The sequence below is a fragment of the Nostoc sp. CCY 9925 genome, from assembly GCF_963920935.1.
Lineage (GTDB): Bacteria > Cyanobacteriota > Cyanobacteriia > Cyanobacteriales > Nostocaceae > Nostoc.
This window is the reverse complement of the sequence record NZ_CAWUDO010000101.1, coordinates 1-26,497: the sequence shown is the minus strand read 5'-3', so window position 1 is coordinate 26,497 and position 26,497 is coordinate 1. Positions and strand designations below refer to the sequence as shown.

At 39.8% G+C, this 26,497-nt stretch carries 25 protein-coding genes; 14 read left to right on the top strand and 11 right to left on the bottom strand.

The window, feature by feature from the left end; translation table 11 throughout:
• Positions 1 to 308: 308 nt before the first annotated feature.
• The 8 genes from ACM0OY_RS32580 (at position 309) to ACM0OY_RS32545 (ending at position 8,298) form a co-directional block, all read left to right on the top strand.
• Complete coding sequence (locus ACM0OY_RS32580) at positions 309 to 677, top strand: hypothetical protein (RefSeq protein ID WP_414572904.1); 369 nt, start codon at positions 309 to 311, stop codon at positions 675 to 677.
• Between the two features lie 746 nt (positions 678 to 1,423).
• On the top strand, positions 1,424 to 2,050 hold the full coding sequence (locus ACM0OY_RS32575; protein WP_414572905.1) for a hypothetical protein: 627 nt from the start codon (positions 1,424 to 1,426) through the stop codon (positions 2,048 to 2,050).
• A gap of 63 nt (positions 2,051 to 2,113) precedes the next feature.
• The gene (locus tag ACM0OY_RS32570; protein WP_414572903.1) at positions 2,114 to 2,959 is read left to right on the top strand and encodes a hypothetical protein; all 846 of its coding nucleotides are present in this window, start codon (positions 2,114 to 2,116) and stop codon (positions 2,957 to 2,959) included.
• A gap of 443 nt (positions 2,960 to 3,402) precedes the next feature.
• Positions 3,403 to 3,942: a hypothetical protein gene (locus ACM0OY_RS32565; protein WP_414572902.1), complete on the top strand. Its 540-nt coding sequence runs from the start codon at positions 3,403 to 3,405 to the stop codon at positions 3,940 to 3,942.
• 390 nt (positions 3,943 to 4,332) lie between these two features.
• Positions 4,333 to 6,222 carry a cadherin-like domain-containing protein gene (locus tag ACM0OY_RS32560; protein ID WP_414572901.1) on the top strand — a complete coding sequence of 630 codons (1,890 nt, stop codon included), beginning with the start codon at positions 4,333 to 4,335 and terminating at the stop codon, positions 6,220 to 6,222.
• A 491-nt stretch (positions 6,223 to 6,713) separates the two neighbouring features.
• A complete protein-coding gene (locus tag ACM0OY_RS32555; RefSeq protein ID WP_414572900.1) occupies positions 6,714 to 6,935 on the top strand; it encodes a hypothetical protein in 222 nt (73 codons plus the stop codon).
• Positions 6,932 to 7,354, top strand: a complete 423-nt coding sequence (locus ACM0OY_RS32550) for a type II toxin-antitoxin system VapC family toxin (protein WP_414572899.1) — start codon at positions 6,932 to 6,934, stop codon at positions 7,352 to 7,354. The genes ACM0OY_RS32555 and ACM0OY_RS32550 overlap by 4 nt, the downstream gene beginning before the upstream one ends.
• Before the next feature lie 374 nt (positions 7,355 to 7,728).
• Positions 7,729 to 8,298 (top strand): CAP family protein, encoded by a 570-nt coding sequence (locus ACM0OY_RS32545; protein WP_414572898.1) that lies wholly within the window; start codon positions 7,729 to 7,731, stop codon positions 8,296 to 8,298.
• Positions 8,299 to 9,254: 956 nt separating this feature from the next.
• On the opposite strand, the gene ACM0OY_RS32540 is transcribed toward ACM0OY_RS32545, so the two are convergent.
• The 3 genes from ACM0OY_RS32540 to ACM0OY_RS32530 form a co-directional block, all read right to left on the bottom strand.
• On the bottom strand, positions 9,255 to 9,875 hold the full coding sequence (locus ACM0OY_RS32540) for a hypothetical protein (RefSeq protein WP_414572897.1): 621 nt from the start codon (positions 9,873 to 9,875) through the stop codon (positions 9,255 to 9,257).
• Between the two features lie 45 nt (positions 9,876 to 9,920).
• Positions 9,921 to 10,946 carry a glucokinase gene (locus ACM0OY_RS32535; RefSeq protein WP_414572896.1) on the bottom strand — a complete coding sequence of 342 codons (1,026 nt, stop codon included), beginning with the start codon at positions 10,944 to 10,946 and terminating at the stop codon, positions 9,921 to 9,923.
• An 84-nt stretch (positions 10,947 to 11,030) separates the two neighbouring features.
• Positions 11,031 to 11,678 (bottom strand): histidine phosphatase family protein, encoded by a 648-nt coding sequence (locus ACM0OY_RS32530; protein WP_414572895.1) that lies wholly within the window; start codon positions 11,676 to 11,678, stop codon positions 11,031 to 11,033.
• Between the two features lie 391 nt (positions 11,679 to 12,069).
• Here ACM0OY_RS32530 and dcuC point away from each other — a divergent pair, with 391 nt between their 5' ends.
• The 5 genes from dcuC (at position 12,070) to ACM0OY_RS32505 (ending at position 18,142) form a co-directional block, all read left to right on the top strand.
• A complete protein-coding gene (gene dcuC, locus ACM0OY_RS32525; protein ID WP_414572894.1) occupies positions 12,070 to 13,371 on the top strand; it encodes a C4-dicarboxylate transporter DcuC in 1,302 nt (433 codons plus the stop codon).
• A gap of 161 nt (positions 13,372 to 13,532) precedes the next feature.
• Positions 13,533 to 14,237, top strand: coding sequence for a hypothetical protein (locus tag ACM0OY_RS32520; RefSeq protein ID WP_414572893.1), 705 nt, complete (start codon positions 13,533 to 13,535; stop codon positions 14,235 to 14,237).
• The gene (locus ACM0OY_RS32515; RefSeq protein WP_414572892.1) at positions 14,234 to 15,175 is read left to right on the top strand and encodes a DUF1822 family protein; all 942 of its coding nucleotides are present in this window, start codon (positions 14,234 to 14,236) and stop codon (positions 15,173 to 15,175) included. Before ACM0OY_RS32520 ends, ACM0OY_RS32515 begins: the two co-directional genes overlap by 4 nt.
• Positions 15,176 to 15,291: 116 nt before the next feature.
• Positions 15,292 to 16,671: a CHAT domain-containing protein gene (locus ACM0OY_RS32510; protein ID WP_414572891.1), complete on the top strand. Its 1,380-nt coding sequence runs from the start codon at positions 15,292 to 15,294 to the stop codon at positions 16,669 to 16,671.
• Positions 16,631 to 18,142, top strand: a complete 1,512-nt coding sequence (locus tag ACM0OY_RS32505; protein ID WP_414572890.1) for an ABC transporter substrate-binding protein — start codon at positions 16,631 to 16,633, stop codon at positions 18,140 to 18,142. The genes ACM0OY_RS32510 and ACM0OY_RS32505 overlap by 41 nt, the downstream gene beginning before the upstream one ends.
• 19 nt (positions 18,143 to 18,161) lie before the next feature.
• Here ACM0OY_RS32505 and ACM0OY_RS32500 read toward each other — a convergent pair whose 3' ends face one another.
• Positions 18,162 to 18,725 (bottom strand): Uma2 family endonuclease, encoded by a 564-nt coding sequence (locus ACM0OY_RS32500; protein ID WP_414572889.1) that lies wholly within the window; start codon positions 18,723 to 18,725, stop codon positions 18,162 to 18,164.
• Between the two features lie 33 nt (positions 18,726 to 18,758).
• Positions 18,759 to 19,490, bottom strand: coding sequence for an ABC transporter ATP-binding protein (locus tag ACM0OY_RS32495; RefSeq protein ID WP_414572888.1), 732 nt, complete (start codon positions 19,488 to 19,490; stop codon positions 18,759 to 18,761).
• Between the two features lie 287 nt (positions 19,491 to 19,777).
• On the opposite strand from ACM0OY_RS32495, the gene ACM0OY_RS32490 reads away from it, so the two are divergent.
• On the top strand, positions 19,778 to 19,948 hold the full coding sequence (locus ACM0OY_RS32490) for a DUF4351 domain-containing protein (RefSeq protein WP_414572887.1): 171 nt from the start codon (positions 19,778 to 19,780) through the stop codon (positions 19,946 to 19,948).
• Between the two features lie 9 nt (positions 19,949 to 19,957).
• Here the strand turns inward: ACM0OY_RS32490 and ACM0OY_RS32485 are convergent, their stop codons facing one another.
• Genes ACM0OY_RS32485 through ACM0OY_RS32460 form a run of 6 tightly spaced genes read right to left on the bottom strand, consistent with a single transcriptional unit; the run spans position 19,958 to position 26,083 of the window.
• On the bottom strand, positions 19,958 to 20,728 hold the full coding sequence (locus ACM0OY_RS32485) for an ABC transporter ATP-binding protein (protein WP_414572886.1): 771 nt from the start codon (positions 20,726 to 20,728) through the stop codon (positions 19,958 to 19,960).
• A complete protein-coding gene (locus ACM0OY_RS32480; protein ID WP_414572885.1) occupies positions 20,725 to 22,251 on the bottom strand; it encodes a GMC family oxidoreductase in 1,527 nt (508 codons plus the stop codon). Before ACM0OY_RS32480 ends, ACM0OY_RS32485 begins: the two co-directional genes overlap by 4 nt.
• Positions 22,252 to 22,255: 4 nt before the next feature.
• Positions 22,256 to 23,218, bottom strand: a complete 963-nt coding sequence (locus ACM0OY_RS32475) for a branched-chain amino acid ABC transporter permease (protein ID WP_414572884.1) — start codon at positions 23,216 to 23,218, stop codon at positions 22,256 to 22,258.
• 39 nt (positions 23,219 to 23,257) lie between these two features.
• Complete coding sequence (locus tag ACM0OY_RS32470) at positions 23,258 to 23,860, bottom strand: Uma2 family endonuclease (RefSeq protein ID WP_414572883.1); 603 nt, start codon at positions 23,858 to 23,860, stop codon at positions 23,258 to 23,260.
• Between the two features lie 14 nt (positions 23,861 to 23,874).
• Positions 23,875 to 24,825 carry a branched-chain amino acid ABC transporter permease gene (locus tag ACM0OY_RS32465; RefSeq protein WP_414572882.1) on the bottom strand — a complete coding sequence of 317 codons (951 nt, stop codon included), beginning with the start codon at positions 24,823 to 24,825 and terminating at the stop codon, positions 23,875 to 23,877.
• Between the two features lie 7 nt (positions 24,826 to 24,832).
• On the bottom strand, positions 24,833 to 26,083 hold the full coding sequence (locus ACM0OY_RS32460; RefSeq protein ID WP_414572881.1) for an ABC transporter substrate-binding protein: 1,251 nt from the start codon (positions 26,081 to 26,083) through the stop codon (positions 24,833 to 24,835).
• Positions 26,084 to 26,497: the final 414 nt, after the last annotated feature.

Below are 26,497 nucleotides of genomic sequence, written 5' to 3'. Positions count from 1 at the left end.
ATCGACTTGCAACTTTGATGCTTTGATTTGCACCTTTGTTGCATCGACTTGCAACAAAGTTGCACTTACCTGCACTTTTGTTGCATTACAGCAGTTTTCATTAGACATCTCCAGAAATTAATTCTGCGTTACCCGAAAACTCTGTAGAGACGTAGCATTGCTACGTCTCTACATTTTTCTGCCTCCTGCCTCAAAACCAATGACTTTGTACTTCATACAAATGAAAACTGCTGTAAATCTTTCACCTTACTGATAGCTTTAGAGTCGTAATGGGTACATTAAATACATAACTGAAACAGTATGATAATATGACTACCCAAAATACAACACGCCGTTTGCGCCCTCAATTAATTAGTGAAGATGTGAGTTCATGGCACGGTTTACAAACTATCAATACCTATGAAACTAACCGTGCTGATGCCTCTACTGCCAAATTACAGCAAGCTTATCAAGCTATGTTAGCCCAGCAACAAACCGAAACTGAAAAACAAACTTTATACCGTGCTGCGGCTGATGCTGCACGACTAGCAGAATGGGAATTTCACAATGCGGTATTAGCAATGAAAGAAGTTGTGCGCGGACAATATGGATTAAATAGCGATCAAGCCCAAGCGGTAGGATTGAAGAAAAAATCGGAGTACAAGCGTCCTAGCCGCAAAAAGTTAGTGACATCATGAGCTAAGTATAATTAACACATCTTAACAGAGCGATCGCACTTGACATTACTTGTGCGATCGCTTTCTTGCATAGAAGATGAGAACCCTGCAAAAGTCTCTATCACTTGTTACCCGTAAAGAAAATGATTTTGCTGGCGTGTCGGCAAAACTTTAACACTGCCAACAAGTATAAGCACCAATTATATAGGACAAAGATCCTAGTCAAAACTTGGATCTTTGTCCGATGCGGTCGTTGGAGCGATCGCTATATAATCCATCTCGCTACAGCAAAATTTAGGTAATTACCTAACCCGACAATGAATAAAATCTGGTTTGGCAATACTTTATTGTTTAGTTCAGTTTTAGCAAGTACCTTACTTGCTAGTCCTAATGTTGCTAGGAGTAACGACTTCACCGTACCCGAAACTCTAGCAAATACAGCGCGTTGTCGCCTTAACGTCACTGGTTCGTATTTGACAACAATCTTCAACGCAGATGATAGCATAGGCTCTCGTGGGGTTATTACACTGAACAAAGATAGTAACTTTTTTGTCAATGACTCCAATCAAGGTGGTGTTACTAACGTTTTCAATCCCTTTAGTAGTGGACAAGATGCTTGGAAATGTAACGGCAAAACAGGAGTAAGTGCTAGGTCTATCACCTTTGCTTTTCCCAAAAGTGCAGGAGCAAGTAGCATTGGCCGCGCCGACTATCAAGCCAGCTTTAATCCCCAAACACAGACAGTACAAGGAACTATATTAGTTTTAATATCTGCTTCTAGTGTTGTACTTGCACAGAAAACTCAAACATTACCTGAGCAAAATATTACACAGAAGATTTGCTCTTCAGATCCGGTGGAAAATTTACTTCCTCCATTACCGGGGCAAAAAAAACCTCATGATTCTCAACTTTCCTATCTAGAGAACCAAGGCTTTACACAAAGCGAGGACGGCTCTTGGGTATGCTATGTCAGTGACACCAAAAAAGAGGGACGTTATTATTCTCTATTTAAAGTTCAACAAGTCAATGGCAAGTTGATTGGTAGTTCTTTCCTTGATAGTGGTAGCCTAATTGCCGGACAAGACAGCCGTAGTCTGGACTTGTTTATGACTCTTATTGAACACCATACAAATATTAATCCAGAGAATCGTCAAAGTATACGTAGATATCTAGAAGCATTTATTAACTTAGTCGAGGAAGGCAAAATACAACCTTCTGGTCGTGGTTTTGTTTTCGACCAACCCAACCGTGCATTAGTTATTTATCACAAACTGACAACTGGCGACCTTAGAGGTACTGCAATCACACTCAATCTGCAATCATCAAATAATTCCGGTTCTCTACAAAATCAGCTACCAGCCTCTCCACAAAATAGTTTTAACCCAAATCAATAATTAATCACGCCTGCATTTCAAGGCGACTTACTTAATTAGTTTTATGTCATCTACCGAGCGTTTATGAAGTTGTTCCAAAATATTTTTATCCTCTTGTCATCTGTAGCAACAGTATTAACTGTATGCCAGACTGCGAATGCAGGTAATGGAGGGCTGAATCTTGGTAGTGAGAGAATCACGCCAGGATTAGAAAAACAGTATCTTCAATACCAGTTACAGAATAACGGTAATGGTTGGAGACAGATACGAGTGATTCCCGAAAACTGTGTTGTTGAATTGTCTATATTTTCTCGTCCGTATTATCCAACATCAAGCAATGATCCCTGGTATAGGGGTGAAGAGATTATTGTATTGCCTAGAGTTGAGGAGGGAGAAATACTTTTTGGTAGTGTCTCTGATACATCAACATTATTACTAGGAGGTGAAGATTTCACAGGAGTAGGAGAAATTTCCGGAGAAGAAACATTTATTGTTCAGGGAGGATCTGAGGAGGGAGAAATACTTTTTGGTAGTATCTCTGATACATCAACATTATTACTAGGAGGTGAAGATTTCACAGGAGTAGGAGAAATTCCTGGAGAAGAAACATTTATTGTTCAGGGAGAATCTTTTCCCACAACAACGCTATTTTTACCTTTGTTAGCTTTACTGTTTTTCTTGGGTGGCAATAGTGGTTCTTCTGATACTGTTTCTGTAGGGAATACAATCGTTACTGGAGATACAGCAAATGCTGCCTCTAATATAAATGAATCTAATCTCATAGAAAACAAACAATACACAACAGTAGATGAACCATCAGTAACTAATGCTATTGTCTTGCTGACTTTGATATTCTGTTTACTCCGTTATCGAAACAGATATAGCAAGGGACAAGTGAGACAGGGCTGTAGAAAGGTTAGCCAGACCTAAGCGACTGCGTTCGCCCTTAGCTTGCCGGAGGCATATCCAAAGGGAGGAAACGGTTTAATATTGCACAGTGCTTTAGCTATAAAACCTGAGAATAAGCACAACTCATTAGCTTTGAACAAGAAATCGAATTACCAGCAACTCAAAAGCGTCCATCATGCCAAACCAAATTGGCTATCAAATATCGACAAGCCACTTTGTTCCATTGACTTGCACCTTAGTTGCATAAAAGTTGCAAAAATTAACTTGGCTCAGTCTTCAGACAGTGCTAGCGATGTCTACGACAAGGCTTACGCCTACGCTACTCTCATGATTCACATAAGTATTAATTATATAGGACAAAGATCCTAGTCAAAACTTGGATCTTTGTTCGATGCGGTCATTGAGGCGATCGCTATATAATCCATCTCGCTACAGCAAAATTTAGGTAATTATCTAACCTGACAATGAATAAAATCTGGTTTGGCAATACTTTATTGTTTAGTTCAGTTTTAGCAAGTACCTTACTTGCTAGTCCTAAGGTTGCTAGAAGTAACGACTTCACCGTACCCGAAACTCTAGCAAATACAGCACCTTGTCGCCTTAACGTCACTGGTGCTTATCTAACAAAAATCTTCAACCCAGATAACAGCGTCTCCTCTCGTGGAGTTATTACACTGACCGCAGATGGTAACTTTTTTGTCACTGACTCCAATCAAGGTGGTGTTCTTAACGTTTTCAATCCCTTTACTAGTGGACAAGGTGCTTGGAAGTGTAATGGCAAAACTAAGGTGAGTGCTAGGTCTATTACCTTTGCTTTTCCTGGGAGTGCAGGAGCCGGTAGCATTGGCCGCGCCGACTACCAAGCCACCTTTAATCCTCAAACGCAGACAGTACAAGGGACTATCACATTGCGCCTTTTTAACGTCGGTGCTAATCCGTTGTCAAATAATGTCTCACCTCTAGGAACATTCAACTTCTCTGGGCAAAAAATTAAACCTAATTAATTTTGAACGAACAAAGGCACAGAAGGTTTAAGGATAAATTATTTCCTTTGCCAAAACGGTATTGAGCCACTTATGATATAGCATTCTCGTTTAGATGCAATACGCTGTGGTGGCGTACAGCTAGCTGTGCGCCTCTACAAAGGAATATTTTTTCTTTGGAAGTCGCTTGAAAAACACTGAAGCGATGTCTACGACAAGGCTTACGCCTACGCCACTCTCATGATTGACATAAGCAATAGTTATCTAATCCAAAGATCGAAGTTAAAGCTTGGATCTTTGTCCGATGCGCTCACAGAGGCGTAGACGTGCTGCTTCGGCTTGTCGTCAGACATCGCTCTATAATCCATTTCACCTCAGCAAACTCAACAAAAAACAACGAAGGTAATAGCTATGACAACTATCAATTTTGACGATTTAGCTCCTAATACAGTTGTAAGCAATCAGTATTCAGGAGTAACGTTTTCATCTGGTGTAGGAAGTTCTGTTGTAGCATTTAATTATGGTCCTTTCGCACCCTCTCAACCAAACGCAATCTTTGCAATAAATCCCTCCACCGGGTTTGATCGAATTTTGAATGTTGATTTTGCTCAACCAGTTAATAATTTATCATTTTCTGTATTTGCGGATAATACTGCTGGTCTTAGTGGCAAAATTGATGTTTTTACTACTACAGGATCGCCCATTACACTTGATCTCATTACTGATGGTCAGCAGTTAACTCCAGATCTTGTAAATTTATCATCATTTACAAACATCACCCGCATTAGTGTCTACAACACAGGAGATCCTAACGGTATTGCATATGATAACTTTCAATTCAACTTTGCTCCAGTTGCCGTTAATGACAGTGGCACCACTAATGAAAACACCGCCTTCAGTGGCAACGTTCTAGCCAATGATACTGACCTAGATACAGGTGATATCCTCACTGTTAGCGCAGTCAACGGCAATGCTGCTAATGTGGGTAATCAAATTACCTTAGCTTCTGGTGCATTATTAACTCTCAATAGTGACGGGAGTTATAACTACAATCCTAACGGTCAATTTGAATCTTTAGCTGCGGGTGCTACTGCCAACGACAGTTTTACTTATACTATTAGCGATGGTAACGGCGGTACTAGCACAGCCACAGTGAACCTCACCATCAACGGCGTTAACGATGCCCCAACAGGTTCACCCACAGCCACATTAAGCAACACACCAGAAGATACTGCAATTACCATTACTGCCGCTAACTTATTAACAGGGTTCAGTGATGTCGATGCGAATGATACTCTTTCTGTTGCCAACTTAACTGCCACTAACGGGGCATTGGTCAATAACAATAATGGCACTTATACCTTCACCCCAACAGCCAACTTTAATGGTACTGTTAACCTCACCTACGATGTCACAGATGGTGTAGCAACCTTAACCGGGCAAACTCAGACTTTCTCTGTCACCCCCGTTAATGATGCTCCTGTTGCTGGTGATGACTCTGCTTCCACATTCTTTGGTACTACCGTCAACATAGCAGTTAGCACCCTACTAGCAAATGATACCGATATCGATAGCACCTCCCTCAGCATCACTGGTGTCAGCGGTGCAACTAACGGTACTGCCGTCCTGAATAATAACGGCACAGCCAACAACAGTGCAGATGATTTCGTTTCCTTTACGCCAAATCTTCTGTTTTCTGGTGATGCCAGCTTTAACTACACCCTCAGCGATGGTAGCCTCACTGATACTGGTACGGTGACTGTGGCTGTGGGTGGTAACATTTTAGGCACTGTTTTTGCTGATAGCCTGATTGGCACCATTGGTAACGACATCATCAACGGCGGCAATGGCAACGATACCATCTACGGTGGTGCGGGTAACGATAGCCTCGACGGTGGTAATGGCAACGACGTCTTGTATGGCGATGGGCTGGTGGATGGCGGCGCGGGTAACGATACCCTCAACGGTGGTAATGGCAATGATACCCTCTACGGTGGTGGCGGTAGCGATCGCCTCTTTGGTGGTAATGGTAACGATTTAGTTTATGGTGGTGCTGGCAGTGATAATCTCACAGGTGGCAACGGTAACGATATCTTTGCCTTTGCTGCTCTTGAAGGTACTGATACCATTACTGATTTTTCTGACGGTAGTGATTTGATTGGATTGTATGGTGGTTTAAGCTTTGGGCAATTAAGTTTCTCTGGTAACAACATCCTGGTGACTTCCACGAATGAAGTTTTGGCGACGCTGACTGGTGTTAATACTACGACGCTGACTGCTGCTGATTTCGTAACCCTTTAATCATCTCGATTCATGCAACGCCGACTTTAGTTGTACCAAAGAGCAATTTTGATGCGTCAAAGTTGCTCTTTGATGCATCGACTTGCACGTTTGTTGCATCAACTTACACCTTTGTTGTATTGGCTTGCGCTTTTGTTCCATTGGCTTGCACCTTTGATGCATTGGCTTGCACGTTTGTTGCATCAACTTACACCTTAGTTGTATCGACCGGCAACAAAGTTGCATTAGCTTGCACCTTAATTGCATCAGGCGTTGCAAAAATTAACTTGCCTCAGTCTTGACAGAGTGCTAACGATGTCTACCACAAGGCTTACGCCTACGCCACTCTCACGATTTACATAAGTTTCAATTATATAGGACAAAGATCCTAGTCAAAACTTGGATCTTTGTACGATGCGCTTACAAAGGCGATTGGCAACGATTTACTCATATTAAAATTAACCCCCGAAGGGTAGAAGTAAAATAAAATTATCCTCTACTTGAACGCGATCATGGTTATTCCAGAACTGGAACAACAACTCCTTCAACTTTCCCCCAACGAAAAACTATATATTATCCAACTCCTTGCCCAAAGCCTCACCGTACACAACACCTACCCAGAACAACCAAGCAAACTCTCAGAATTTTTCCGTCAATCTCCTCTGGCTGAACTCAACGAAGAAATCGATCTCAGCCGAGATCGCAGCCTTCCCCGCAATGCTTTCACTCCATGACCTACCTTCTTGATACCTGTGTTATTTCCGAACTGGTTGCCAAACAACCAAATCAACAGGTTTTAGATTGGCTAGATGCCCAAGCACCAGACACACTTTACCTCAGCGTGATTACAATTGGTGAAATTGCTAAAGGCATTAGCAAACTTACTGCATCTAAGCGCAAAGAATCTCTAACAACTTGGCTAAATGAAACCCTACCCCATCGCTTTGAACACAGAATTGTAAGTATAGATGTCTCAACAATGGTCTTGTGGGGAAACTTAGTTGGACAATTAGAACTTTGGGGACGACCTCTACCCGTCATCGATTCTCTCATTGCAGCGATCGCCCTGCAAAACTCTCTTTCGCTTGTCACCCGTAACGAAAATGATTTTGTTGGCACAGGGGTTGTAATCGTTAATCCTTGGTCTATGTGAGCTATTTAAGTAGTCAACCAGAATTAATTACATAATGTCATTGCTTCGCTTCCCTTGCAATGACGGTCATTTGAACAGATATGAGAGTGGCGATGTCTACGACAAGGCTTACGCCTACGCCACTCTCACGATTCACATAAGTAACAGTTATATAGGACAAAGATCCTAGTCAAAACTTGGATCTTTGTCCGATGCGGTGATTGGGGCGATCGCTATATAATCCATCTCGCTACAGCAAATTTAGGTAATTACCTAACTAAAAAATCATGCCTCAACTGATGAGGCGATGAATCTTCCGCCTTTTTTCCCAAGTTGCACTTTAGTTGCATTGACTTGGAAAAGTTAACTTAGCAGACATTAACAGACACAAAATCATGAATAAATTCTTTTCGACTCTAACCTTAACAACAGCTACAACTTTAGCTATTGGACTTACTGGAGTAGCAATCGGTAATCACCTTGTTTTAGGACAGACATCTATTGACTTAGCCAAGTTGCGTAACGATGCTGTATCTGAACACAATACTTATCGAGCCAAGCATAAAAGTCCTAACGTGACCATCGATAATACTCTCAACGAGAGCGCACAAGCTTGGGCACAAACCATAGCAGCTAAAGGTGACTTAGAACACAGTACCAATCGAAACAATACAGGAGAGAACATATACTGGGGTGGAGGAGACTCAACAAACTTAGGTAGCACAGCAGTTCAGGAATGGTACAGTGAAATTAAAGACTATGACTACAACAACCCTGTCTTTTCTGGCGCAACCGGACATTTTACTCAGGTAGTCTGGAAAGGCAGTACTAAAGTAGGCTGTGGTGCTGCACCTGGCCCTGCAACAATTGAGGGTACTAAGTACGATGGCTTCTATGTAGTTTGTCAGTATGCTCCCGCAGGAAATGTGAAAGGACAGTTTGCTGATAATGTACTAAAACCCTAGGGGGAAGGGGAAGGGGAAAGGGGGAAGGGGAAAGGGGGAAAGAAAAAACCTTTAACCTTTACCGAATGGCACGCTTGTTATCGGCAAATCCAATATTCATCTCTGCTTTTGGGTGTGGGGTTGCAGGTATTGGGGTGTAGTGGCGTTCGCGCTACTCGTTGCGTAGCAAAGAAGTTTATTAATGTTCGCACTTGTTTTTAATTTTCTTGATTTTTTCCCTACACCCGACACCCTACCCCCTACACCCTGCCCTGACTAGGTTTTACGTTTTCTTAGTGCCATTCACCCTTTAACCTTTTCCCCAAATCCAATGCCGAGTTAAAAATGCACAAAGCGAGCAGTATTGTCATCTGATCCCCCTAAATCCCCCTTAAAAAGGGGGACTTGAAGAAATTTCACCTCTTTGTAAGGGGGGTTAGGGGGGATCGAAACGCTGTTAGGCAACTTTATAAGACTTGTGTGTACACCGTAGCCTTGTAGGAGAGAGAAATGGAAGTGAGGTCTTCCAGAAGCCGTGAAAAGTCAGAACCTACATCTGTATCAGATTGTTTGTGAAAGTTTAACTTTGTTGGGTGGGCAAACGTTTGCTCACCCAACTGCACTTTTGATGCATTAACCTACACCTTTATTGCATCGGCTTGCACCTTTATTGCATTGGCTCGCACCTTTATTGCATCGGCTTGCACCTTTATTGCATCGGCTTGCACCTTTATTGCATTGACTTACACCTTTGTTGCATTGACCTACACCTTTGTTGCATTGACCTACACCTTTAATGCATTGACTTGCACCTTTAATGCATGAGCGTTGCAAAAATTAATCTGGCTCAGTCTTCAGAGAGTGGAGGCGATCGCACTAAATACTCGAAAAAACTTTTAAAATTTGGTAGTGGCTTTTAACCACCACCAGAATTTTTTTATTTGGCAGCCAACCGCTAATCCAGAGTGCCCTTGACTTCACTTTTTCAAAACTATTTGGAAGGAATTTAAATAGCCTGTAATAGTTTTAGCTAATGTCTTTTGCTGCTTTTTCGTCGTTATTGCCATAACTTGATACAATCTCCCTTCAGCAACATACATTCTAGTTTTAGTGATTTTACCTCCAGAATTGATGTACTCAATTTCTTTGCCGGGATGATTATTTGAACTCCGAATGTTTCGTTGACTAATTAAATTACTTTTGGTAGTTTTCAGAGCCATATCCCGTGCATCATTGAGTACAGCTTGGGGGTCAGACATTTCTCCATAGCTGTAAGGAAAATCATTGTAAGTAACGATATATGCTACTTGCTGTTTTGGTGGTTGAGCGACAAATATTTCTAAGTTAATTTCCCCCATGTAAGTTTTTTGGAATTGGGTTTCTCTCTTGGGGCTTCCTGGCATCAAAATAGAAAAACGCCCATCGGGAGGAGTGAATAATTTCCATTTTGGTTGCACGGGTTGAGCAACAGTTGGTTTCGGTTTGACGGTTGGTTTAACCACAGCCGCCGGAGGTTTGGTTTGACGCGCTTCGACTAAAACAGATCCACTACAGACAAAAGTAACGGCGATGAGTGGCAACAGACTTTTAAGTGTCATATTTTTTGCCTTTTGAGATGCTAATCTCACTGATGATGCCAGCTGTTATAACCTAGCAGCACATAAAGCAGCACCTATTAGCCCCACTTGCTGGTTAAGGATAATATACACGGGTATCTCTTCCAAAAGCGATCGCATTCTGCCTTTTTGGGTGAAGTTCAATAAGAAATCGCTGTTTTGAATTAACGGCAGGATTTTAGGCGCAATTCCACCAGCAATGTATAAGCCACCGTAAGGTAGCAGTTTGAGTGCGAGATTCCCGGCTTCTGCACCATAAGCGTCTATGAATAATTGCAAGGTTTGTTCTGAGAGGCGATCGCGTTTTTGTAGTGCAGCTGTACCAATGACAGCACCAGGATCGACACTTTTCTCTTCCTTTCCGGCTTCTTGTTCCCAAGTTCTGACGATTTGGGCGATGTCTGGTGATTCAGGGGCAAATTTGCGATCGCGCAAAAATTGGTAAATTGAGACAATTCCCATGCCCGAAACCACGCGTTCTACAGAAATGCGCTGGATATCATGTTTACCCAGCAGGTATTTCAACAATTGAAACTCGATTTCGTTTCGGGGAGCAAAATCAGTGTGTCCACCTTCTGAGGGAAAAACTTGATAGTAGTTTCCCGTTTTAATTAAAAACCCTTGCCCTAAGCCGGTACCAGCACCAATAATCGCAACGGGGGCTTGTGGTTGAGGTTTCCCAGGCTGTAACACGTGCAAGTCTTGTTTTTGTAAACCTAAAATCCCATAGCCGACGGCGGCGAAGTCGTTAATCAAAGAAATATGTGGGATACCCAACTCTTGTTGTAGACGTTCGGTATCTAGGAACCAGACTAAATTAGTCAGCTTGGCAGTATTTTTAACAATGGGGCCGGCGATCGCAAAACAAGCTTTTTCTGGTAATGATAAATTAGCTTTAGCCAAAAACTGCTGCACTATGGGTGCTAAATCAGGAAAATCTGCACTGTGGTAGCTTTCCTGATGAACAGTCTGTAAGGTTGGTGAATCGGATGTTTCAACCAATCGCAGAATAGTTTTCGTCCCGCCGATATCTCCTGCAAGTAACAAAGTCATAGAATTTATTGGGGAATTAATTCTTTTTTTTGGAGGATATACCCAACATAGCGAAAGCTGGGATCGTAAATCCTGATGAAGGATTTAAGCGAATCGAATCACTTCTTCTATGTGAGTTAAATGGGAAGTATCTCCCTTTAGTTCTAATAACCATTCTGGTTCCTGACGTACCACTTTTACCAAAGAACATAAAGAAGCTTTGACTTCTGTTTTGGCAATTTCCCCCACTAAGCCCATTGCTGCGCCTAACACAGATGCACCATGCGCTACTAGCAAGATATTGTCTGGGAAGAATTCATTGGCTAAACATCTAGCAGTTTGTCCAGAACGTTCCCGCACTTTTTCGTGAGTTTCAGGATAATTCGCGGCGATGCGCGGAGTGTAGCTAAGGTCAATTCTCGGGAATAATTCTGCTAATGCTAGAGTTGAGAGTCTTTCAGGTTCTTCTGTCATCCAAGCTGGATTTAGCCATTCACTCAAACCTGTTTCAAGTTTGATTGGTAAGTTAAGAACTTCTGCAACTGCGTTTGCTGTTTGTACGGTTCGCAAGAAGGGAGAAGCAAAAATATGAGCAATCTTTTCTCCTTTTAAGCGCTTTGCTAGCTGCTGGGCTTGGATCGTACCATCATCAGACAAAGGTGGATCGTAACGTCGTTCGGCGGTGAGAAACCAATCAGGGTTTACGAAGTCGAGGCGGTTGGCGTGTCTTGCGATCCAAACTATTTGACTCATGGGTTTAAATATTCTGGCGAATGAAATTCACCGCTAAACAAATATAGATATCTGCAAGCAGGGCTGCAAATATTAATATATGACAAAAATTGTAATAATATTTAATAATATTAAGTATTTGGAAAAGTTATCAGTGCCAGAATTCAGGTATCAGAAGTAAAACAGGGTCGATGGCCGGATTGGAGACGTAGTTTGTGTACTTCACACTTCTTGAAATTGACTGTATGGACTTATCGGGATGCATAACTGCGAAGATATTAACTGAGCAATTTATAGAGGGTCAAACTTTTCGCAAAATCTAAAATCCAAAATTGTCTGACCGAAACAAAGGATTTTGAATTCAAAGAGAAGCGACGTGACTCTTTTTTCTTAGTTATCCAGGGAGCTAAAGATGGTTTCAACTATAGTCACATTAATAATTATTGTGACGGCAGTTGTTTTGATGTTCAAGCGTTTTGACGTGCGTTTGAGTTTATTTATATGTGCAGTAACACTATTTTTGATTGCAGGTAAATTGCCCCAGATTTTCGTCATTATTACTCAACAAATGACGAATGAAAAGACAGTTGTACCAATTTGTACGGCGATGGGATTTGCATATGTCCTTAAACTAACAGAGTGCGATCGCCATCTTACACACCTATTACTTGCACCTTTACGTCATGGGAAGTGGCTGTTAGTTCCAGGTGGAATTATTGCCGCATATATTGTCAATATGGCAATTGTCAGTCAATCTAGTACAGCCGCAATTGTTGGGACTGTTTTATTACCTTTATTACTAGCTGTGGGAATTGCACCAACTATCGCAGGCGCACTTTTATTACTTGGTTCTTCAATGGGAGGCGAGTTATTTAATCCTGGTGCAGTAGAAGTTGTCAAACTTGCAGAACTCACTGGACAATCAACAGCTAGTATCCTCGCCCAAGTTCTACCAATTAATTTGTTAGCAAGTATCACTGCACTGATAGTTTTCTGGGTCTTGGTTGTGTTTGGATCTCGACAAAAGGCGATGGCATCAGAGGGGATAGCTAACACTGATAAAAACTCAGGGATAAAATTTGAAATCAATTACATCAAAGCATTAGTCCCACTGCTACCCATGATATTATTATTTGTTGTGCCTGTAGTGGTAGAGCTACCCGCAGAATTTGATAATAACAGTGTAGCGATCGCTGCGGCGATGTTGATTGCGATCGTTGCTGCCGGGTTAACTACTCCAAAAGCGTTACATAGTTTACCTACGGCATTTTTTGAAGGAGCAGGTTACGCCTATGCGAACATTATTTCTTTAGTTATTACCGCCACAATTTTTACTGAGGGTATCAAAGCCAACGGATTAATTGAAACTTTCACTAACGCTTTAGCAAATCGCGCGATGTTAGCCAAATTTGCCAGTTTGATTTTACCATTTCTGCTGGCGGGAATTACAGGTTCTGGAAGTGCTACTGCGATCGCAGTGATGAATGTCCTCGTGCCCATAGCTGCAAAAATCAATCTCGAACCCGTGAAAGTCGGAACCTTGGTATCTGTAGCAGCACAGTTGGGACGCACCATGAGTCCAGTGGCGGCGGTTGTGATTATGAGTTCCACCATCGCCCAACAACCACCGCTAAGTTTGGTTAAATGCGTAGTCCTACCCCTATTAGCTGGCCTTAGCATCTTACTTGTAGCAGCATTGTGCAATTGGATTTAAAGGCGTCAGCCGAACAACTTTGAGCATCTAAGCCTTATCAATTCTGAATTCTGTTAGCCTAGCCCATTCTGAATTCTTAACTCATGCATAAATTTTCTCAATTTGCTTGAGAGAAATTATAGAGGTCTGCATGATGAGGCTAACAAAAGGCATAAATTGCTATGGATGAAGAGCTTCGAGAATTAATCAGACAAGCTTCAGAGTTGTCTCTAGATAATCCAGAACGAGCAAAGACCATTTCTTTGCTCATAGTCAAAATACAACAGCTACCAGGATTTTATCAATCTTCTCACCAAGATTACTTTGATGCCTTAGACCAAATTTGGGAGTGGCTTGGCAGAAATATTCAAGATTTTAAAGAACATCCACCATCGCTAACTGTCAGTTTGGTACGTTGGGTTAACGGAAATTTACATTGGAGGGTGAAAGATATTAGAAACAAGCGCAATCAAGGTATTAGTCTTGATGCAACGCTCAATGAAGACAGTATGGGTATCAGCTTTCAGGAAGTAATATCTGAAAGTGGGTTTGAACCTCCACGCTTGTCGGGACTCGAAGGCTACATTGAGAAAATTCAACAGCAAAATATCAAGTTTATAGCTCAAAAGCTGAAAGAATATATCGATGAAGACCCTGATTTTATCTTGCGAAATTCACACATAAAAAACAATCCTGAATGTAATTTTCAAGTCATTCTTCAGCGACTTTATTTAAAAGATAAACCAGAAACTAAGCGAGCGATCGCCCAAGATTTTGGAGTTTCCGAGCAAACCCTCTACGCACACTACAGAAGAAATTGGTCAAAAATTCAATCACATCTTCAACAAGTTGCCTTAAATTCTGGATTAGAGGAGGATTACTTATGATCGACCAGGCAAAAATACATAAATTCACCGTTCCTTTATCTAGAAAAGCACATCAGTTGGCTAAGAAATTTGCGGCTCAACAACTGACGCCTGAAAAAGGAAAACAAGTTTACCTCAATATTTTAAGTGTCTATGCTGTTCATCGTTACCTAAAATATCTGGGAATTAATACAAATTTAGAGCAAAGTGATTGCTGGCAATTATCTAATCAAGTTATATCTGATATCGCTGATTTAATTTTACCAGATATCAACCAAAGATTAGAATGTTGTCCGATTTTACCAGGACAAACACACTTTGAGTTACCGCTAGAAGTGACAAAAAATCTACTTGGTTATGTTGGCGTACAGTTTAATGATATGCTCAGAGAAGTTGAAATTAGGGGATTTTTACCTGTAAATCAAGTGAGCGAGCAAGAAATGATAAATATAGGGATTGATGAACTGCGATCGCTAGATATTCTCATTGAACATGTTTCTGCTGCTAAAGCTGCACAGCACACAGAAGTCATAACACAGGAACCAGGTTTATTGAATAAATTAAAAAATATCAATATTGCAGACATATTTCAGCAAACCCTCAAAGATATTTCCTCAGAACCCGCGCCATCTTATGCAACTCGCAGTCTTCCGATAACTACCCTAGTTACAGCGATTAATTTAGGTTCACAAAATATTCTGCTGATTACTGAAATTACACCTAAAGACCAGCAACGTCAACGTGTTTGCTTGCGTTTAGAAGCGATTGACACTGAAGAATTGCCTTCCTTCCAACTTTCAATCATTGATGAATCTGAACAAATTTTTCCTCACAAAATAGACTCAGAAAGTTCTAGTTACATTCAACTCCAACCCTTCATTGCACGTATAGGAGAAGCTTTTCAGGTCAAAATAGTGAGTGAAGGAATTAGCATCTTAGAAAACTTTGTTATTTCTTGAGAATCAGATTTTCAAAAGTTATGCAGGTAGCTGTTCTCACCATAGATGTTCAATCTAATCAAGGATTAACAGTTTATTTAGAGGCTGGAAATAAAGGTATTAAAGGTCAATTACCTTTGTTTTCAGAACTGCAATCTGACTATCAAAATTGGCAGAATGCTATCAATCAATCTGCTAATTCACGATTTAGACTAGAATCAGAAGAAACAACTGAACAGTTCACTGTTAATGTCGAACCTCTAGCAAAAAAATTAGAAGACAATATTAATAATTGGCTCCAGCACGAATACTTTCAAAATATCAGAGAGGAACTGATTGACTTTTTAGGCGCATCCAAAAAAATTCCTAGCCGGATAGTAATTAAAACTGATGATTTATTTTTACAGCAACTTCCTTGGTACTGCTGGAATGTCTTGAAAAAGTTTCCGAACAATGAAATTACATTAAGCTTCAAGACTGGTACGATTAGAAGTAATTCTGTATTTCCTCGCAAATCTCGAATTAAGTTACTTGCTATTTTAGGTACTAGCTCTAATATTTCCATTAATGAAGATATTAAGATTCTGAAAAAAATTGAGTCGAAAACAAAAATTAAAATTGAATATTTTCCCAATAAAAATACTAACGATTTTCCGGACACATTAAAACAATCTTTGCTAAATAGTCTCGAATCCAACGGATATGATATTCTATTTTTTGCGGGTCACGGAGTGGGCATCAGTAACAATCAAACCGATATTATTCGCTTAGGAATTAATACATCAACTGTAGATATTAGCTTATATGAATTAGAAAATGCTCTACAAACAGCCATCAAAAAAGGTTTGCGTTTGGCAATCTTTAATTCTTGTTTTGGGATGAAAATAGGACAAACTTTAATCAGAGAACATGGTTTAACAACAATTGCCATGCGAGAGAAGATTAAAGATAATGTAGCCATAGATTTTCTGCAAAAATTTGTAGAAAATTTTTATTTAGGTAGGCCTTTGTTTTTATCTGTCAAGGAAGCAAGGAAACAAAGCCTTGAAGTGAGTGACACCTGGCTACCAGTAATTTTTCAAAATGAAAATGCAGAGTCTATTAAATTAAGCGATTGGAAATTACCTAATATTTTAGAAGTACTTGCTAGTGTTGGCTTAACAGCATTTAACTTAGGATTGATGACAATTAGCTTTGCAGGTACTTTATTAATTAATCAGAATTTTTGGTTAATTATTTTAATATCGTCTGGAATCATCTCAGCACTTTTGTTTATGTTCTATCCTGACTTCAGTCAGAAAAAATATTTGTTAACTATTTCTGCATTCACATTAATAACTAGTATAATTTTTGTTTTTATTTTTAAGTATGGACTAGCTCTTTTACTTTTTGCACTTATGCCATCACTTGTATCAATATTTTTAATATCGCTGTTTTCCCTTACATACTACCCTTTATCTAGATCACTACGTTTTATTGGGAGATTTATCAGAAATGTTATACAGGCAATTAGATAGATATGAATGGATTTCTTTAATCATATCTTTAATATTAACAGTTTCTATATTTCTCCAAGTTTCTATTAACCTTAGTAAATTTAGCCAAAAATATTTTTGTCAATTTGAAAAATTTGATTGTCCAGAGCAAATCATTAGTTTTGGGGAAAAATATTTAATACATACAGACAGTAAAATTAAAAATAAGAACAATAGAAAAAAGTTTCAGAATTATAAAGGCAAAGGTATAGAAGATTTTAGAAAAGGTGATTATTTTCATGCTGCCGAAAACTTTAATCGGGCATTTCAGGAATTTCCCGAGCCAGAAACTTTAATTTATCAAAATAATGCTGAAGTTGCAAAACTACAACATCAGTATATTCAAATTGCTGTTAGCGTTCCCATTAGTCACGAAAAAGAATCAGACATCGCACAGGAAATTCTGCGTGGTATAGCTCAAGCTCAAAATGAAGTTAATAATCAAGGCGGAATTAATGGGAAATGGTTACAGGTGGGAATTGCTGATGATAAAAATGACCCTCAGCTTGCCAAAAAAGTAGCAGATGAAGCTATTAAAAATGACAAAGTTGTAGCTATGGTTGGACATAACGCTAGTAGTGTTTCTCAGGTAGTCGCTGAAAAATACGAAAAAGATGGGTTAGTGATGATCACACCTACTAGCTACACACTAAATCTGAATAATTATAATTATATTTTCAAAATTGTACCAAACGTTAATCTTTTAGGGGAAAAATTAAAATATTATTTCTTAAATACTCAATCAAAACATAAATTATTGATTTGCTACGATCGCCAAGAACAAGTTAGTGATTTTTTTAAAGAATCGTTTCCGCCAAGTCTTGTTAGTTATGATAAATGTGATGTCAGTCAACCAGGTTTTAAAGCCGAAAAAGCACTTTTAGAAGCTCAACAATCTAGTCAAACTCATGCAAATACTTTACTATTAGCAGCATCTATCAAGAATATTGACTCATTTATTAATTTAGTTAAAGCCAATCAAGGTAAACTAACCTTGTTGAGTAGCTCTAGTTTATATACAGAAAAAACATTAAGGGAAGGAAAAAACTATGCAGAAAATATGGTCATCGTTACACCGTGGCATCCAGATGCTTTTCCTAAAAACCCAGTTGTCGAAAGTTTTGTGAAAAATGCACAATTACAGTGGAAATTAGAAGTAAATTGGCGAAGTGCCGTAGCTTATGATGCTACTAAGGTGATTATCGAAGGGTTAAAGAAAATACCTCAAGAATTGAACATACAAGAACTTCGACAGCAATTACAAAAGCAAGTAAAAAATACGAATAATTTATGTGGTGCAACGGGGAAAGTTAGCTTCACATTAGGTAAACGAAATGAACCCTTAGCATTTATCATCAAAGTTGTGAAAGATGAAAAGTCGGATATAGGTTATAAATTTCAATTAGACCCAAGTGTAAAGGATAATTCGATAATCGAATCTCAATGTTATTAATTTGCAACTATATAATTATCTACAACTTCAACCAACCAAATAATTGTCCTACAGTTATTTGAAGACCGCTGACTAAATCGGGAACTGGTAATACTTGTTGTTCTTCTTGTAAAAGTTCCGGTTGCTGATTTGGTGGATAGACTAAAACACAACGCTCATCTGGATCGATTAACCAACCTAATTTGCTACCATACTTTAAACAGTGCAAAATATTTCCAGTTACTTTAGTTTGGCTTTGGTCTGGTGAGAGAATTTCAATTGTCCAGTCTGGATACGTTTTAAAGACATTTGCCACATCCCCGCGTTCGTCTAGGGGAATTCGTTCCCAAGCAAATACAGCTACATCTGGCACAATTGAACGTCCACCAAAAGTACACCGCAATTCTGGAAATGCAAGGGCAATTTTTGGACTCTCAAGTACTTCATTGATACCTGTAAGTAACTTACCTTGTAATTTGCTATGTTTTCCTTGAGGCATAGGTTTTTGAATAATTTGATCGTTGATGTATTCACTAGCCGGTTTTGTTTCCGGTAGCTTTAAAAATTCTTCTAATGTTAGGCGTTTAGTTGGTGATTTTACCATTTGCTTGTACCTCCCAAGTTTTAATTTAATTAATTACCCTAAATAAGCTTTTTTCACCCGTTCATCACTAATTAATTCTGATGCTGCACCTGTTAAAGTGATAGAACCAGCTTCTAGAACATAACCTCTATCTGCAATTTGTAAAGCAAGATTGGCATTTTGTTCAACTAACAAAATAGTCACACCGGTAGCCCGCAGATTTTCAATAATCGAGAAAATTTCCCGGACGATCGCCGGGGCTAAACCTAAGCTAGGTTCATCTAAAAGTAATAGCTTTGGTTTACTCATTAAAGCACGAGCGATCGCTAACATTTGTTGTTCACCACCACTCAATGTTCCTGCTAACTGATTGCGTCTTTGTGACAATCTTGGAAATAGTTCAAACTGACGCCCAATATCTACTTTAATTTCTGCTTGATTGGAGCGAATATAAGCACCCAAAAGTAAATTATCAAATACTGTTTGCCGCGCTAATACTCTCCGTCCTTCTGGACAATGAGCAATACCAAGTTGTACAACCTCATGAGCTTGGCGGCGCGTAATATTTCGTCCATCATAGATAATTGCGCCACTTTTAGGATTAACTATTTTAGATATCGCCCTAAGTGTAGTAGTTTTCCCAGCACCATTAGCACCAATTAAACTAACTACCTCACCTTTTTTAATAATTAAATTAATTTTCTTCAGAGCTTGAATACCGCCATAATTTACATCAAGTTCTTGAATTTCTAAAATTGTATAATTTGGTGTAATATCGACGTTCATCGGCAGTTTATATCCATAAATATCTTGATTTAAAACCTAACATACATCAATTGTAGGTTTCTTCAAATAGTACGTAGGCGTAGCCCATCGTAGATATTGCATCATTGTTGCCATTTGTGCCCATCCTGCGAGGAGGGGGAGAAGCATCAGTAGTCCAACGCGCATTACAAATATTGTGAGCAGAGGGGCAGGGGAGAAGGATTGACGCTTTTTCTCCAAAATCAACAATATGCAAGTTAAATGCGTATTAGCTTATCAAGAAATTGAGCAAAGAGGTATCAAGCAGGGTGTACTACGTACGGCAGTTAATCCGAGTATTGCGACGACGCTTTGGCAAAATTCCTCAAGAACTAGAAGCAAGACTTGAGGGCGAAAGTGTGGAGCAATTAGAAACTTTAATGGATAGTGCGATCGCTGTTAATTCTTTAGAAGAATTTATCACAGCTTTGTCTGCTTAAATTTCCCGGTTACTCATTACCCAAATAAGCTTCAATTACAGCCGGGTCATTTCTAACTACAGCTGGTTCGCCCAAAGCAATCAATTGTCCAAAATCTAAAACAGCAATGCGATCGCACAAACCCATCACCAAAGGTACATGATGTTCAATCAGTACAATTGTTAAATTAAACTGTTCTCGCAGACTGCGGATAAATTCACTTAGTTGCTGCTTTTCATTAGGGTTCATTCCCGCAGCCGGTTCATCGAGAAGTAAAATTTGCGGTTCTAGTGCTAAAGCACGGGCAATTTCTAAACGACGCTGGTCACCATAGGCGAAGTTTTTCGCTTTTTCATCAGCGCGATCGCTCAAGCCCACCATCTCTAATAATTGTAAAGCTTTTCGCCTGCTTTTTTTCTCTTGCCGACGCGCTTGTGGTAATCCCAAAACTCCTGTTAATACATTACTTTTATTATCCAAATGTCGGGCAATGACTACATTTTCTAACGCTGATAATTCACCAAATAAGCGAATATTTTGAAAAGTCCGAGCAATACCTAAACCTGCAATTTGATGGGGTCGTAGTCGGGAAATATTAGCACCTTGATAGCGTAATTCTCCACTAGAAAGGGGAATAAAAGCTGTAATCAAATTAAACAGTGTTGTTTTCCCAGCACCATTAGGGCCAATCAGTCCAAAAATCTCATGTTGATTGACTGTAAAAGATACATTATTCACCGCCACTAAACCCCCAAAGCGGCGAGTCAGTGATTTGGCTTCTAAAATAATGTTGTTTGTCATTGCGCTGCGGCTTTAATCAAATCGGCTGCTTTTTCACCAATCATAATTGTGGTTGCATTTGTGTTTCCCGTAATAAGGGTTGGCATAATTGACGCATCTACTACACGCAAGCCTGCAACACCATGCACCCGTAGTTCGGGGTTTACTACTGAATCCGCGTCAGTTCCCATTTTACAAGTGCCGACTGGGTGGTATACACTGTCGCAGGTTTCTCTGATGTAAGCTAGGAGTGTTTCATCACTCTTATGAGCAGCACCGGGGGCTACTTCTTCTCCTCGCAACTCATCAAATACACTTGAGTGGAATATCTGCCGAATAATTTTGATTCCTGCCAGGAGCTTTTGTAAATCGGATTCACTTTGGAGATAGTTCATGCGAATGATAGGTGCGTCTTTGGGGGAAGCAGAACCCAGGCTGACACTACCACGACTTTCGGGATTAGTCACACAGACTGCACCTGTGAATCCCGGCACAGAACGCGCATAAGCAGGATGTGTCCACAAAACAGGGGCAGAGAAAAACTGTAAATCTGGTGGAGCATCTAAACGACCTTCAGTATGCAAGAACAATCCAACCTCTGCAAGATTGCTGGTTAAATCGGGTTGCAAATCCTGAGTTGCTTCGTGTGCTACGCCGACTAGCAGGTGATCTTGGAGGTTCTGACCAACACCTGGTAAATCAACGACTACAGGAATATCCAAAGCCTGTAAATGTTCTGCATTGCCAATCCCAGAGAGCATCAACAGCTTGGGCGAATCGATCGCACCAGCACTTAGAATCACTTCCTTTTCTACGCAAACTTGGTGTATCGTTCCCTGATGGATGTATTCCGCCCCTACAGTCTGCGTTCCCTCAAACAATAACTTAGTAACTAATGCACCAGTGGTAACGGTTAAGTTGGGACGCTCCAAAATCGGTAGTAGAAACGCCGTCGCTGTACTATGGCGCTTACCATCTTTAATTGTCAACTGATAAAATCCGCCTCCGTGCTGTTGTGCGCCATTGAAATCAGGATTTTCTCCATAACCAAGTCCAACAGCGGCTTCCAGAAATTTTTGTGAGGCGACGCTCTTCGCTATGGGATCTGTCACACTCAGAAATCCATCAACGCCGTGAAATTCAGATGTTCCTCGCTGCTGATTTTCAGATTTTTTGAAATAGGGCAACACATCTTCATAACTCCAACCAACATTGCCTAACTTTTCCCAGCGATCGTAATCATACCGACTGCCTCGAATATAGATCATGGCGTTGATCGCACTGCTGCCACCCAAGACTTTCCCGCGCGGACAATAGATTTTACGGTTATTAATATACGGTTCTTCTTCTGTAGAATATGCCCAGTCCGCCTCTGTACCCCAAAGTTTTGGCCAAGCTAGAGGAATTTCGTGTTCCGGTAAGCTAGGCGGATTGCCTGCTTCCAGCAACAATACAGTCGTTTGGGCATCTTCCGTCAATCGGTTAGCAACGACACAACCCGCCGAGCCTGCACCAATTACAACATAATCATATTTAGTGTTCATAATATTAACTTGTCTGTTTTGAAGTGTTGAAAATTAACTTTAATAATTGCTTTTTACACTTTTTCAAGATATCTGGAGTTACAAATCCTTGGGGAAAAAATATAGTTCCTAAAACTATTAAACAACCATAAAGAATTAATCTCCCGTCACGTAAAAATTGGGCTAACCAGTTGGGTAAACCCGCTATATCAGCTATTCTTCGCAAAATAATTTCTAATAAAACTTTCAAGACGATCGCACCTACTACCGAACCTAAAAAAGTTCTAGAACCACCAATCAACACAATCGTTAAATAGGTAATGCTGGCATCAAAAGTACCTTGTCGAGCATTCCAGGTATTGAGAAAATGAGCGCTAATTACACCGACAGTCCCGGCAAGCATCGCTCCGAGAGTAAAGGCTAAAACTTTGTAGTAAGTAGGGTCAATTCCCATTGCACTAGCAGCTAATTCATCTTCGCGAATGGCGATGAATGCCCTACCTGTGCGAATGCGTTCTAAACGGTAAAATAACACCATACTAATTAATAGTAATGGCAGAGCAATCCACAAATATTCAAGTTGGCTTTGGAATGGTTGAGGAATACCAAAAATCCCTACAGCACCGCCTGTAATATCTAAATTTAAGGATACAACTCGCAGTACTTCTACAAAAGCAATAGTGGCGATCGCTAAATAAATTCCCCGCAATCGCAATGCCGGAATTCCCACTAATATAGCTAATATACCAGAAACTAAACCAGCAATTAACATTTCCAATAAAAGAAATGGAATTGGAAATAAATTATTACTAAATGGGAAAACTTTTGTAGATAAAATCGCTGCAATATATCCACCTAAAGCATAAAATCCAGGACTAGCTAAGGACAATTGTCCAGCCATCAGTGGTAAATAAAGCGATAATCCTAATAAAGCCTCCAATACCATGTAGACTATTGGTGATTCATAAGTAGAAAAAAATTCAGCCATTGGAAAATATTTTGATTAAGCTATCGCTTTGATTAATTCTTAAGCTGTTAATATTCGCTCTGCTGTCAGCGCCAGTTCTGGAAAAGTTCGTGACACGATTCGTTCAGAACCTCTAAAGTGTGTGCGTTGGTATTGGCCCTCAGCATCTAGTAAAAAAACAAAGACAGTCGGCACTTTGGGATTTCCTAAATACTCCCTCGAACCAATTGCTAAATAATCTACAATCCAATATTCTGCAATCCCTAAGCGTTGATATTCATCTAATTTATCAATGTAGTCATCCTCCCAATTAGTTAATGTTACCTCGATAGCTAACTGGATAGGTTCTTCAAGTGCAGAATAAGCAGAACGATTTGAGCGCCATACATCTTTATTTATCACGCTGACATCAGGCTTGCGCCCTTGCTCTATTCCATTGGCGGTTATAGTTTTCAAAACTGCTGTGTTTTTTACTACGTAATTCAGATTTAGACGTTTAATTTCATCATTGAAAGCAAATAAAATAAAATCAGCGACATCATCATGATTTCTAGTTGCACGTACTTCTACAATTTCTCCATCCACCAGTTCATATAAACCTTCTTCTCGGCACTGTTCCAAAAAATCATCAAAAGTTAATTTTTGTTTGGTGTATGTTTTCATATCGCTACGTCTCTTTAAACTTTCTGAATAAACCGACGACCTAGCAAACCTTGGGGTCTAACTAACAACATGATAAATAATATTCCGTAGGCTACAGCGTCTTTGTAACCGGAATATTCCGCCGGCACAAAAGCTTCAACTAATCCAATGAGTAATCCTCCTAAAACTGCGCCAGGAATACTACCTAAACCACCTAAGACAATTACTGCTAAACCCCTCAAACCAAAGGCAATGCCGAAATATGGCCCAGCAATACTAACACTAGAAGCGACTAAAGTTCCTGCTAATCCTGCTAAGAAACTGCTGATAAAGAATGTTAAGATGATAAAGCGATCGCTATTTATTCCTAATAAACTCGCAGTGGTTGGATCTTCAGCGATCGCCTGCATTGCCTTACCATATTTCGTCCGATTGATAAAATAGCTGAGAATTGCCACAATCGCTACTGATACAGCAAAAATTACTATCTGAACGGTGCGAATCGGAATTTCCTTGTCTTCAGTACCAAAGTTAATCGAAGGTGGTAAATTGCCATAAGTATTTGCTGGGTAAGTGTAACTTTCCGCGCCTACTAAATACTGGATTAAATTCACAATTACCACTGCTACTCCCAAGCTGGAAACAACAGTTAGCAAAGGATCGGAGCCTTGGCGTCGTAGAGGTTGAAAAGCAACTCGTTCCATTAATACCCCTACTAATCCCGCCAAGCTACTTCCTAAAATCAAGGCTATAGCAAATGGTAATTTTATCGGTAAGGCTGCATTAGCTAATAAGCCGTTGAATCCAAAGTTACCACCCATGAGTGCATAAGTGAAATATGCACCCAAGGTGAAAATTGCCCCATGAGCTAAATTAATAATGCCCAAAATCGAATAAACCAAGGTATATCCTAAGGCAAAAATTGCATAGACACTGCCAATGGATAAGCCGTTTAATAATTGCTGCAAAAATAAACTTATATTCATGTAGCAACTATTTCAAAAATGTAAATTTACCTTGACTTCCGTCTTTTTCCATTTTGATTTGGGCTACATAGAAATCTTTTTGCACAACTTCACCCACCGGAGTAAAGCCAATTGCCCCCAAGGGTGTATTATATGTCCCACTAAGTATCTGTTTATTTAATTCTGTTCGTAATTCTGGTAATTGTAATTTATTAACTTTGCTCTTTTTATCTAAAGCTTGCAGTGCTTCGACATAAACTTGCACGGCTGCAAAAGCTTGGGCACTAAATTGGGGTGGTTCTTTTTTATATTCCTCAGTATAGGCTTTGCGAAATGCCGCGTTAATTTCTCCTGGATGTTCTGGACTATAGGCTTGAGCAATCAATACGCCATCACAAAGTGCTTTACAAACTGGCAAGAGATTCGATGTATTTAGACCATTACCACCAACAATTAAACCTTTATAACCCAGTTCTCGTAATTGTCGCACCAAATTACCACCATCAGCAGCCAAGCCAGAAATAATAACCAAATCTGGTTTTATATTAATCGCATTTGTAGCTTGGCTTTGAAAATCTGTATCACTAGTTTGAAACTTTTGAACTGTTATTAATTCCAGTCCTTGATCCTTAACTGTCTGCTGGAAAATTTCCGTTTCTGACTTGCTAAATGCATCATTTTGAGCATAGAAAACTGCAACTTTTTTAATTTGGGGGTTTTGCTTGAGTGCAGCTTTCACTGAATTAGGAGCGACAACGGAAACTGGTGCAGAAACACGAGCTACATAATCCCCAATTTCAGGAACATTTTTCGCAGTATTTGATGGGCCAATAATTGGTACTTTCGCACGTTCGGCAACTGGATCAGCACTAAAGGCTTGCTGTGATAAAGTGGGGCCGACAATCCCAATCACTTTATCTTTATTAATTAAAGTTTGAACAGCGTTAATTGCTCCGGCTTCATCACCGCTAGTATCTTGAAACACCAATTTAATTGGAGTGCCGTTAACGCCACCTTTAGCATTGAAATACTTCTCAGCAATTTTGACTCCAGCCACTTGTTCTTGACCCAATAATGCCACATTGCTAGTTTGAGCAACAGCAATACCGATGGGAATCGCACCTGATAATGTACCTGTATTTGCTGCGGTGTTAGTTGCAGTGTTATTGGTAGTACTATTTGGAGAATTGGTCACAGTGGTAGTGTCACCACCACAGCCGGTCAGCAGCAAAGTGCAACTTGATAATAATGCTGTTATCCCAGAGAAAGTTTTTTTCATAGTCAAATAATCATGTAGTTATTAGATAGGTCGCAAAATTTAAGAGTAAAGGTTAGAATCTGCGAACTATATGAGTCAAATTTACACTTTTGCAATAATTAAAGCAGAATTCAGAATTTAGAATTCAGAATTCAGAAGCAAAACAGGCTTGATCTCTAGTTAGTAAACCCAAATTCTGTACCTCACCAAGTTTAAATCTGCTGTATATTAAATCATTTTTATTTGACCATACAAAGACAAATATTCAAAGTGTTTGTAAATACAAATTATTATAGTAGGCAATGATTTTATCATTCCCAGGTTCAATTTGGGAATGCGGTACTGATATTCTCATGATTCTTTAAGCATTCTGACTTCTGACTGGAGTTTAGACTAAGCTATGCAAAATGACCCAGCAGGGCTGAGTTAATCAGA